This is a genomic window from Chromobacterium sp. LK11 (genome assembly GCF_001043705.1).
Lineage (GTDB): Bacteria > Pseudomonadota > Gammaproteobacteria > Burkholderiales > Chromobacteriaceae > Chromobacterium > Chromobacterium alkanivorans.
The window spans coordinates 29,861-40,349 of the sequence record NZ_LDUR01000014.1; the positions used below are offsets into that span (position 1 = coordinate 29,861).

9 protein-coding genes are annotated in these 10,489 nt (G+C 64.2%); 5 read left to right on the top strand and 4 right to left on the bottom strand.

Annotated features, from left to right (window positions below):
- Positions 1-144: 144 nt before the first annotated feature.
- Entirely contained in the window at positions 145-468 is a 324-nt protein-coding gene (locus tag VK98_RS09570; protein ID WP_048413817.1) for a multidrug efflux SMR transporter, read from the bottom strand.
- Between the two features lie 255 nt (positions 469-723).
- Here VK98_RS09570 and VK98_RS09575 point away from each other — a divergent pair, with 255 nt between their 5' ends.
- Entirely contained in the window at positions 724-978 is a 255-nt protein-coding gene (locus tag VK98_RS09575) for a hypothetical protein (RefSeq protein WP_019100950.1), read from the top strand.
- A gap of 226 nt (positions 979-1,204) precedes the next feature.
- Here the strand turns inward: VK98_RS09575 and VK98_RS09580 are convergent, their stop codons facing one another.
- On the bottom strand, positions 1,205-1,714 hold the full coding sequence (locus VK98_RS09580; protein WP_048413818.1) for a GNAT family N-acetyltransferase: 510 nt from the start codon (positions 1,712-1,714) through the stop codon (positions 1,205-1,207).
- Between the two features lie 323 nt (positions 1,715-2,037).
- Here VK98_RS09580 and VK98_RS09585 point away from each other — a divergent pair, with 323 nt between their 5' ends.
- Positions 2,038-2,817 carry an HAD-IIB family hydrolase gene (locus VK98_RS09585; RefSeq protein ID WP_048413819.1) on the top strand — a complete coding sequence of 260 codons (780 nt, stop codon included), beginning with the start codon at positions 2,038-2,040 and terminating at the stop codon, positions 2,815-2,817.
- Positions 2,818-3,005: 188 nt separating this feature from the next.
- Positions 3,006-4,352: an HD-GYP domain-containing protein gene (locus VK98_RS09590; protein ID WP_048413820.1), complete on the top strand. Its 1,347-nt coding sequence runs from the start codon at positions 3,006-3,008 to the stop codon at positions 4,350-4,352.
- Between the two features lie 56 nt (positions 4,353-4,408).
- On the opposite strand, the gene VK98_RS09595 is transcribed toward VK98_RS09590, so the two are convergent.
- Together VK98_RS09595 and uvrA are read right to left on the bottom strand one after the other, a co-directional pair.
- Complete coding sequence (locus tag VK98_RS09595) at positions 4,409-4,855, bottom strand: VOC family protein (RefSeq protein WP_048413821.1); 447 nt, start codon at positions 4,853-4,855, stop codon at positions 4,409-4,411.
- A 141-nt stretch (positions 4,856-4,996) separates the two neighbouring features.
- Positions 4,997-7,828 carry an excinuclease ABC subunit UvrA gene (gene uvrA / locus VK98_RS09600; RefSeq protein WP_048413822.1) on the bottom strand — a complete coding sequence of 944 codons (2,832 nt, stop codon included), beginning with the start codon at positions 7,826-7,828 and terminating at the stop codon, positions 4,997-4,999.
- A gap of 177 nt (positions 7,829-8,005) precedes the next feature.
- On the opposite strand from uvrA, the gene VK98_RS09605 reads away from it, so the two are divergent.
- Positions 8,006-9,367 carry an MFS transporter gene (locus VK98_RS09605; protein ID WP_048413823.1) on the top strand — a complete coding sequence of 454 codons (1,362 nt, stop codon included), beginning with the start codon at positions 8,006-8,008 and terminating at the stop codon, positions 9,365-9,367.
- 46 nt (positions 9,368-9,413) lie between these two features.
- Positions 9,414-9,887 carry a single-stranded DNA-binding protein gene (locus VK98_RS09610; protein WP_048413824.1) on the top strand — a complete coding sequence of 158 codons (474 nt, stop codon included), beginning with the start codon at positions 9,414-9,416 and terminating at the stop codon, positions 9,885-9,887.
- Positions 9,888-10,489 lie beyond the last annotated feature (602 nt).

The following is a 10,489-nucleotide window of genomic DNA, read 5'->3' on the forward strand; positions in this document are numbered from 1 at the left end:
CTCATGTACCGCTTGTACATTCCGCTTTTTCGCTCGTTTTTGCCTTGTCTCGCCTTAGCTCGCGAGATCGTAAACACGCTCTAAAAACTTTCCGACGCGACAAGGGCAAGCTGCCCGGCTTGCCCTTGCTACGCCTCCCATCCTTCAAGCGCTCTGACTCAAGTTCAGCAGCACCACGCCAACAACGATGAAGCCCACGCCCAGCACCTTCATCAACGATGCGCCCTCGTTGAAGATCCACACCCCCAGCAAGGCGGTGGCGGCGGTGCCCACCCCGGCCCATACCGCGTAGGTCAAACCGATTTCCAGTTTCTTGCTCACCAGCCCCATCAGCCAGATCGCCAATAGATAGCAGGCCGCCATCGCCAGGGTGGGCCACAGCCGCGTCAGCCCCTGCGACGCCTTCAGCAACAAGGTGCCCATCACCTCCGCGACAATGGAGCAGGTCAGTAATAGCCAAGGATTCATGTTTGCTCTTCCAGGCAGCGGCGCCGACGGGATGCCGCGCGCGCAAAGACAAATTAATCCAGACCAATCCAAGGCGGCAATTCCGTACAGTTACCGCTCCCCTTCGGCATTGACCGCCTACCGCTCCGCTGCTACATTCCGCCTTGGTGCTGAACACACCTGTCAGGCGAAACCCGCGCTCGTCAGTCGCGGCTTCTCAGCCCTATTCCGAACACGCCGTCAAAGCGGCCCGGAACGCCATGCCAGGAGTTCATCATGGATAAACATCCCGTCCCCACAGCCCCCGTCTCCCAACTCGAAACCGCGGAAGCGCTGGCCAACGGCCTGGAAGCGCTGAACCTGCTGCGCCCCTTGCTGATCATCATGCGCCAGCAGATCGCCATGCCCAATCCGGACCTGGCCCAGCTGAATGGCCTGTGCCAGGCCGCCGGCTGGATCGCCGACGAGTACCACCATTATCTGGATGCGATGTGGCGGGAGGAGACCCGCAACAAAACCACGCGGTCCTGAGAGTCTGTTCACGATCTCGCGAGCAAGGGCGAGACAAGCCGAAAACGGTGGAGAAAGCGGAGCGCGCACAAGGCGGGTGAACATTTCGAAGGCGCACTCACCGTGCAACGCTCCACGCAGCGCAGCAGATCGTCATAGGCTCCCAACCGGCCTCTGAAAGGAAAAGGCGCAAGGCATCCCGCCTTGCGCCCTTCCATTGGCCATGCTTGCAGACTGCTCACAGCCTTCAGGCCAAGCGCTTCTCCATCACATAATCATCCATCACGAAGCCGTTGCCGATATCGAACACCGCCTCCTCGCGCACCTGGAAACCGCCGCGCTGATACACCGCGATGGCACCGGCATTGTGTTTGTTCACCGTCAGCGCCAGCACATCGCAGCCGCGCTGCCGCGCCGCCCGCTCCACCGCGTCCAGCATGTAAGCGCCCAGGCCGCGGCCGCGCATTTCCGCCAACAAATACAACTGCTCCAGCTTCATCTCCCCCGGCGTCGCCGTCAGCGCGTAACTGCAATAGCCCACCAGCCTGCCGTCCAGCCGCAACAGGCCAAACCAGCGGTCCGGCGCCTCCAGATAGGCGGACAGCTTCTCCGGGACATAGCGGCCGGCCAACATGTAGTCGATCTGCTCGCGGCTGATCATGCTGATGAAGTGCTGATGCCAGATCTCGCCGGCCAGCTCGGCCAGGGCGGGAAAATCGGCGGCGGTCAACGGATCCAGACAAAGGTTTTGGCTCATGCGCGGCAGTCTCCAGGTTGAACGGTCATATAAGAGCCTGTTCAAAGTCTCGTGAGCAAGGGCGAGACAAGGCGAAAACGAGCGAAAAAGCGGAATGTACTCGTGGTACATGAGCATTTTGAGCTTGTTTTTAACGCCGTATCGCTGAAGCGCAGCAGACTTTGAACAGGTTCTAAGGAAAATGTGGGCGATACCGCTTGCTGACAAGTCCACAGGCATTCCATTCAGCGCGGCGGCTTCACCCGAGTTGGCAAGACAGTTAGAATACAAACATCATAAAATGGCGCTAAAAACCAGCCGCCGCCCCCTCCCAGCGAGACCCCATGCACTTCATCTTCGATATCGACGGCACCATTTGCTTCAACGGCAGAACCATCAGCCCGGCCATCCAGGACGCGCTGGACAAGCTGCGCCAACACGGCCACCAGTTGGGCTTCGCCTCCGCCCGCCCCTACCGCGACATCCTGCCCCTGCTGGACGTCCGCCTCCACGACGCGCTGATCATCGGCGCCAACGGCGCGATGAGCCATCAGCAAGGCGAGCTGCGCCGGCTGACCCCCATCCCGGACCCGGTGTTCGCCGACGTCACCCGGCTGGCGCAGCGCTTCGCCGCGTCCTATCTGGTGGACCTGTGCTGGGACTACCACTACAACGGCGACGCCAGCCACCCCTTCCTCAACAAGGTGGACCCGGGCAAGCTGGCCAGCCATGTCGGCGCCGAAGACATCCGCCAGCCGGCCAAACTGCTGATCACCGCCTGCGCCGACGCGCCCGGCCTGCGCCGGGAACTGGACGCCCACGCCGGCGTGGAGCTGCACCACCATTCCGACGAACAGATCTTCGACATCACCGCCGCCGGCGTCAGCAAGATGGCCGCGCTGCGCCAATGCGGCATCGCCGCCGAGGAACTGATCTGCTTCGGCAACGACAGCAACGACGTCAGCATGTTCCTGGACGCCGGCCACTCGGTGCAGGTGGGCGCCCACCCGCGGCTGGCGGAGCTGGCCAGCGAACGGCTGCCGCTGGACCAGGACATCGAGGCGCGGCTGGTGGACGCCATCGCGCGGCTGAGCCGCGAACGCGCGCCCGCGCGACGGGATTGAAAAAGCGCGCCGCGCCGAGGATAAATAAGAGAGCGCCGCTCACCAAGACGCCGCGTTGCGCCGGCTTGCCGTACTCAATATACGGTCCGCGTCAGCGCGCCTTGCCCCGGCTTCTCTGCAAGGTTTTGTGAGCGGTTCCAAGTAGCTTCCCGTCGTCTCCCTGCCCGCCTCAACTCCGTGGAGCGCCCATGGCCGCCACCCTGAAGCTGTCCGAACTGATCAGCTCGCTGAGCTACGCGCTGGACATCACCGAAGGCCAGCCGGAGGGCCACGGCATCCGCAGCTGCTGGATAGGCATGCATATCGGCCAATGCATCGGCCTGCCGCCGCAACAGCTCTGGGACCTGTACTACGCCATCCTGCTCAAGGACCTGGGCTGCAGCAGCAACGCGGCGCGCATCTGCGAGCTATACCAGACCGACGACCGCAGCTTCAAACAGGACTTCAAGCAGGTGGGCGCCGGCCTGCCGCAGCTGCTGGGCTTCGTGTTCAAGAACACCGGCACCCACAGCGCGGGCTGGACGCGGCGCGCGGTGTCCATCCTCAAGGTGCTGCGCCACGGCCGGGCGATGGCGGACGAGCTGATCAACACCCGCTGCCACCGCGGCGCCGACATCGCCCGCCAGCTGCGCTTCAATGAAAACGTGGCGCGCGGCATCCAGTCGCTGGACGAGCACTGGGACGGCTCCGGCCGGCCGCTGGGGCTGCGCGGCGACGCCATCCCGCTGAATTCGCGCATCGCGCTGCTGGCCCAGGTGATCGACGTGTTCCACATCACCCACGGCCGCCAGGCGGCGCTGGATCAGGCGCTGCGCCGCGCCGGCGGCTGGTTCGACCCGGAGCTGGTGGCCGCCTTCCGCCGCGTCGGCGCCCGGACGGACTTCTGGCGGCAACTGGAGGCCGACGACGTCGACCAGGCGGTGCTGAAGCTGGAACCGGCCCAATGGGCGGTGCCGCTGGACGAGGACTATCTGGACGAGATCGCCGAAGGCTTCGGCCAGGTAGTGGACTCCAAAAGCCCGTTCACCGCCGGCCACAGCCAGCGGGTGGGCCATTACGCCGACCAGATCGCCGCGGAGCTGGAACTGGGCCTGGAACGGCGGCGCTGGCTGAAACGCGGCGCGCTATTGCACGACGTGGGCAAGCTGGGCGTCAGCAACACCATACTGGACAAGCCCGGCAAGCTGGAGGCGGACGAGTGGGAGGCGGTAAAACGCCACGCCGGCTACACCGAGGCCATCCTGGGCCGCATCGAGCACTTCGCCGAACTGGCCTGGGTGGCCGGCGCCCACCACGAACGCCCGGACGGCGGCGGCTACCCGCGCGGCCTGTCCGGCGACGCCATCGCGCTGGAAACCCGCATCATCACCGCGGCGGACATCTTCGACGCCATCAACGCGGAACGCCCCTACCACCCGGCCACCCCGGCGCCGCAAACCCTGGACATCATGCGCCGGCACCTGGGCAGCGCCATCGACCCCGCCTGCTTCGCCGCGCTGGAGCAGGTGCTGCGCCAGGAAGGCGCGCTGTCTTGAGGGCATGAAAAAACCGCCGGCGCAAAGCCGGCGGTTTTAGTGGCGGAGAGCTGTCTTCACTCCAGCTGTTCGTTCAGCTTGAGCTTGCCCACCAGCCAAGTGTGGTCGTAGCTGACGATCTCGAACGGGTTGCCGAAGGGGTCGACGAAGGACAGCGAGCAGAAGAAACGATGATCGCGCACGGAGTCCCGGGCGATGGTCTGGCCGTCTCGATTGGTGACGCGCTCGCCGGCCAGCTGGTCTATCCACTCCAGAAAATCCTGGCCGCTGACCACGAAGGCGATGTCGCCCTGGTGGTTGACCGCCCCGCTCTTGTCCTCGCTCACCGCCAGGCGCACCGCGCCGTTGGCGTTGGCCAGCATCACCGCTCCGTGCGGACCTTCGCGCATATGCTTGTAGCGCGGGTCCGGGGCCATGGCCAGCACGCGCTGATACCATTTCAGGGCCTTGGGCACGTCAGTCACACGAATGTGGATGTGATCGATCTTGCCTAAAGTCAGCATGACTTCCTCATATTGTTTTTGATGCGATAGCCCTTGGGCGACGCGCCGTCCAGCTGGGCGGCGGCGCTGTTCGCCCCTTGCCGCCGCCAGTATTTATTTATAACAGCAAGCTGTCTATCCGCGCATTGTACTTGATTGCCATCAGGCTTGCTCGCGCTGCAACAAAGGCTTCAGATAGCGCCCGGTATGGCTGACCGGATTGGCCGCCACTTGTTCCGGCGTGCCGGTGGCGATGATCTGGCCGCCGCCGGCGCCGCCTTCCGGCCCCAAATCTATCAGCCAGTCCGCGGTTTTGACCACGTCCAGATTGTGTTCGATCACCACCACGGTGTTGCCGCTTTCGCGCAGCCGGTGCAACACTTGCAGCAACAGGTCGATGTCATGGAAATGCAGGCCGGTGGTGGGCTCGTCCAGAATGTACAGGGTGCGGCCGGTGTCGCGCTTGGACAGCTCCAGCCCCAGCTTGACGCGCTGGGCCTCGCCGCCGGACAGGGTGGTGGCGCTCTGCCCCAGGCGGATATAGCCCAGGCCCACGTCCATCAGCGTTCTCAGCTTGCGCGCCACGGTGGGCACCACGCTGAAGAATTCCAGCGCCTGTTCCACCGTCATCTCCAGCACTTCGTGAATGCTCTTGCCCTTGTATTGCACTTCCAGGGTTTCCCGGTTGTAGCGCTTGCCGTGGCATACGTCGCAAGGCACGTAGACGTCCGGCAGGAAGTGCATTTCCACCTTGATCATGCCGTCGCCCTGGCAGGCTTCGCAGCGGCCGCCCTTGACGTTGAAGGAGAAGCGGCCCGGACCGTAGCCGCGCTCGCGCGACAGCGGCACGCCGGCGAACAGTTCGCGGATGGGGGTGAATAGGCCGGTGTAGGTGGCCGGGTTGGAACGCGGGGTGCGGCCGATCGGGCTCTGGTCGACGTTGATCACCTTGTCCAGCTGCTTCAGGCCCTGGATGTCCTGGTAGGCGGCCGGCTCTTCGCTGGCGCCGTTGAGTTCGCGCGCGGTGATCTTGTACAGGGTGTCGTTGATCAGCGTGGACTTGCCGGAGCCGGACACGCCGGTAATGCACACCAGCATGCCCAAGGGCAGCTCCAGCGTGACGTTCTTCAGATTGTTGCCGCTGGCGCCGATCAAACGCAGCACGCGCTCCGGGTCCACCTCGCGGCGCTCGCCGCCCAATGCGATGCGGCGACGGCCGGACAGGTAGTCGCCGGTGACGGAATGGGCGCAGGCGGCCACTTCGTCCGGGGTGCCGGCCACCAGCACTTCGCCGCCGTGCTCGCCGGCGCCCGGGCCCATGTCCACCAGGTAGTCCGCGGCGCGAATCGCGTCTTCGTCGTGCTCGACCACGATCACGCTGTTGCCCAGATCGCGCAGCCGCATCAGCGTGGCCAGCAGGCGGTCGTTGTCGCGCTGGTGCAGGCCGATGGACGGCTCGTCCAGCACGTACATCACGCCGGTCAGGCCGGAGCCGATCTGACTGGCCAGCCGGATGCGCTGCGCCTCGCCGCCGGACAGGGTGTCGGCGGAGCGGGACAGGTTCAGGTAGTCCAGGCCCACATTATTGAGGAAGGACACCCGCTCGCTGATTTCCTTGACGATTTTCTCCGCCACCGCCTGTTTCTGGCCACTGAAGACCAGTTGGGCGAAGAAGCCGGCGGTGTCCTTCAGCGGCATCTGGTTGATCTCGTACAGCGTCTTGTCGCCGACGAAGACGTGGCGCGCCTCCAGACGCAGCCGCGAGCCCTGACAGTGCGGGCAGGGCTGGTTGTTCTGGTACTTGGCCAATTCTTCGCGCACCGCGGCGGAATCGGTTTCGCGGTAGCGGCGCTCCAGATTGGGGATGATGCCTTCGAACGGATGCGAGCGGCTGAACTTGGTGCCCTTCTCCGACATATAGCTGAACTCGATGCTGTCGCGGCCGGAGCCGTGCAGCACCACGTTGCGCACTTTCTCCGGCAGGTCTTCGAAGGCGAGTTCGGCCACGGAGAAGCCGTAATGCTCGCCCAGCGCCATCAGCATCTGGAAATAGAACTGGTTGCGCTTGTCCCAGCCCTTGATCGCGCCGGCGGCCAGGCTCAGCTCCGGGTGAGCCACCACGCGGCGCGGATCGAAGAAGGTGATTTCGCCCAGGCCGTCGCATTTGGGGCAGGCGCCCATGGGGTTGTTGAAGGAGAACAGCCGCGGCTCCAGCTCCGGCAGGCTGTAGGAGCACACCGGGCAGGCGAACTTGGCGGAAAACCAGTGCTCCTTGGCGCTGTCCATCTCCACGGCGATGGCGCGGCCTTCGGCGTGGCGCAGCGCGGTTTCAAAGCTTTCCGCCAGCCGCTGCTTCATGTCCTCGCGCACTTTCAGGCGGTCTATCACCACTTCGATGGTGTGCTTCTTGTTCTTGTCCAGCTTGGGCACGGCGTCGAGCTCAAACACTTCGCCGTCCACCCGCACCCGCACGAAGCCCTGAGCGCGCAGGTCTTCGAACAGGTCCAGGTTCTCGCCCTTGCGGCCGACGATGACCGGAGCCAGGATCATCACCCGGCTCTCTTCCGGCAGCGCCAGCACGTGGTCCACCATCTGGCTGACGGTTTGCGAGGACAGCGGCACGCCGTGCTCCGGGCAGTGCGGTTCGCCGACGCGCGCGTACAGCAGGCGCAGGTAGTCGTGGATTTCGGTGACGGTGCCGACGGTGGAGCGCGGGTTGTGGCTGGTGGCCTTCTGTTCGATGGAGATCGCCGGCGACAGGCCTTCGATCAGGTCCACGTCCGGTTTTTCCATCAATTGCAGGAATTGGCGCGCATAGGCGGACAGGCTTTCCACGTAGCGGCGCTGCCCTTCCGCGTACAGGGTGTCGAAGGCCAGCGAGGATTTGCCGGAGCCGGACAAACCGGTAATCACGATCAATTGGTGGCGGGGCAAATCCAGGTTGATGTTCTTCAGATTGTGCGTGCGTGCGCCGCGAATGCGAATGCTGTCCATATTGGAGCGTAACTCACCGTCGGTCAGGGAACCTGTTAATATACCCGACTTGGCAAGTCTGACTCCACCAGTCTTTAACGCGCGGCGTCATCCGGAACGGCGCCGGACCGTTACTAGAACCATGGGGCGCGGCCCGCAGGCCGCAGCCCGCCAGCAACACAAACGACGCACACAAGAATGAACGCAACAGAACTCCGGGCCAGCCTTGGCCTCGCCGGCATCTACGCCCTGCGCATGCTGGGCATGTTCCTGATCCTGCCGGTATTCGCCCTGTACGCCCAAACCCTGGAAGGCGCGGACAACCATACCTTGATCGGCATCGCGCTGGGCAGCTACGGCCTGACCCAGGCCCTGCTGCAGCTGCCACTGGGCATGCTCTCCGACAAGATAGGCCGCAAGGAGGTGATTTACGGCGGCTTGCTGCTGTTCGCGCTGGGCAGCTTCGTCGCCGCAGGCGCTCACGACATCGCCACCCTGACCGTGGGCCGGGTGATCCAGGGCGCCGGCGCCATTTCCGCCGCCATCACCGCGCTGCTGGCGGACCTGACCCGCGAGGAAAACCGCACCAAGGCGATGGCGATGATAGGCATGTCCATCGGCACCACCTTCGCCGCCAGCCTGGTGCTGGGGCCGCTCTTGGCCCAGTACATCGGCGTCAACGGCATTTTCGCGCTGACCGGCGCGCTGTCGCTGGCCGCGCTGATCGGCGTCTGGCTGGTGATTCCGGACCCGGTCGGCTCGCGCTTCCACTCAGACGCCGAGGCCAAGGCCAATCGGCTGCCGGCGGTGTTGAAAGACCCCCAGCTGCTGCAGCTCAATTACGGCATCTTCGCGCTGCACGCGGCGCAGATGGCGATGTTCGTCACCATCCCCTTCGCGCTGATCAAGACCGCCCACCTGGACAAGACCCAGCACTGGCAGGTGTATCTGCCGGTGACGGTGATCGGCTTCCTGCTGATGGTGCCGGCCATCATCTACGGCGAGAAGAAGGCCAGGCTCAAGCAAGTCTTCGTCGGCGCCATCGCGCTGATGGCCGCCGCCCAGCTGGGCATGGCGATGGCGCTGGACAGCTTCTGGCAGATCGTGATCTGGCTGGGCCTGTATTTCATCGCCTTCAACATCCTGGAAGCCACGCTGCCCTCGCTGATTTCCAAGATCGCCCCGGCGGATGCCAAGGGAACCGCGATTGGCGTGTATAATACCGCCCAATCCCTTGGCCTGTTCCTGGGCGCGGCCGCCGGCGGCTGGTTGTACACCCGCTTCGGCCCTGCCGGCGTGTTCGGCTTCACCAGCCTGCTGATGCTGACCTGGCTGCTGTGGTCGCTGGCCATGCGGCCGCCCAAGCCGGTGCGCTCGGTGATGTACCACATCGGCGAGGACTGGCGGGGCGACGCCGGCGACCTGTCCCGCCAATTGGCCGGCGTGGCCGGCGTGCATGAAGCCGTGGTCGTGTTGGAAGACCGCGTGGCCTATCTGAAGGTATCGCAGCAGCAGTGGGATGAAGCGACGGTGCAGCGTCTGATCGGCGCCACCTTCTGAGCCGCGGCGACGGGCCAAACATTTAGATTTTTATTCGGAGACATCGATGAACAGCATCACCTTTGACGGCCGTCTGGCCGCCGACGCCGAACTGCGCTACACCCCCAGCGGTGAGCCGGTACTGTCGTTCCGCGTAGCCAGCGACATCGGCTTTGGCGAGCGCAAGAGCACCAACTGGTTCAGCTGCCAGGTATGGGGCAAGCGCGGTGAATCGCTGAAGAACTACCTGGCCAAAGGCCAGCAGGTAACCGTTTACGGCCAACTGACCCTGCGCGAGTGGCAGGACAAAGAGGGCAACAAACGCCTGTCCCCGGACGTGCGCGTCAACGAACTGAGCCTGCAAGGCGGCCGCAACGAGATGGGCGGTTCCGGCGGCGGCATGAGCGGCGGCGGCATGGACGACGGCTACGGCTACAACGCCCCGGCCCCGCGTCAGGAAGCCCCGGCCGCGCCGCGCCGCCAGGAGCAGCGCCCGGCGCCCAAGCAGCTGGACGATATGGACGACGATATTCCGTTCTAAAAACCAGAGCGCGAACAATCCAGCCAAGGCCGAAACACACGGTGCCGTCAGCGGACGGCGCCTGGGTTTCGGTCTTTTTCTTTGCATGTCTAATTCCGCCCTCCGGCGTCCGCCGGCTGGACTGAAGCGCTTGAGCGGCGGCAACGCCTTTCTTGCGCGCGCCAGCGCCGCCCCCCTCTCCCACGCCGCGGCGCGCTCGCCCGGCCCGTTCCAGCGGCCCTCTTCGCCGGCTAAGGCCAAGCAAGCGCGCGCTTTGCTGCGCCGCACCGTTTTACCCATGAACTGCCATAGTCTTTAACGGCGCGTCTTGAGCCAGATTAATGTTTTATCGGCGCTCTCAAAATGTGCGTTTGCACAAATGAGACAAATCCCCTCTGCCAATATATGTCGAGTGAATTTTCCTGTATCAATTTCATGCCGTATTGATATAATTTCCGCGTATTATCAAAACGACATATTCGGCCTGTCTGATACGACATGTGCAGAGCAACCATGAAAAACGCCACGCCGCGCACCGCGCCCCTTCAGCCACGCCATTCCACGGCGTCGCCCACTGATCCGCCCTTCTTCGGGCCTATCCGCCGCAGCTAAACCCAAACCAG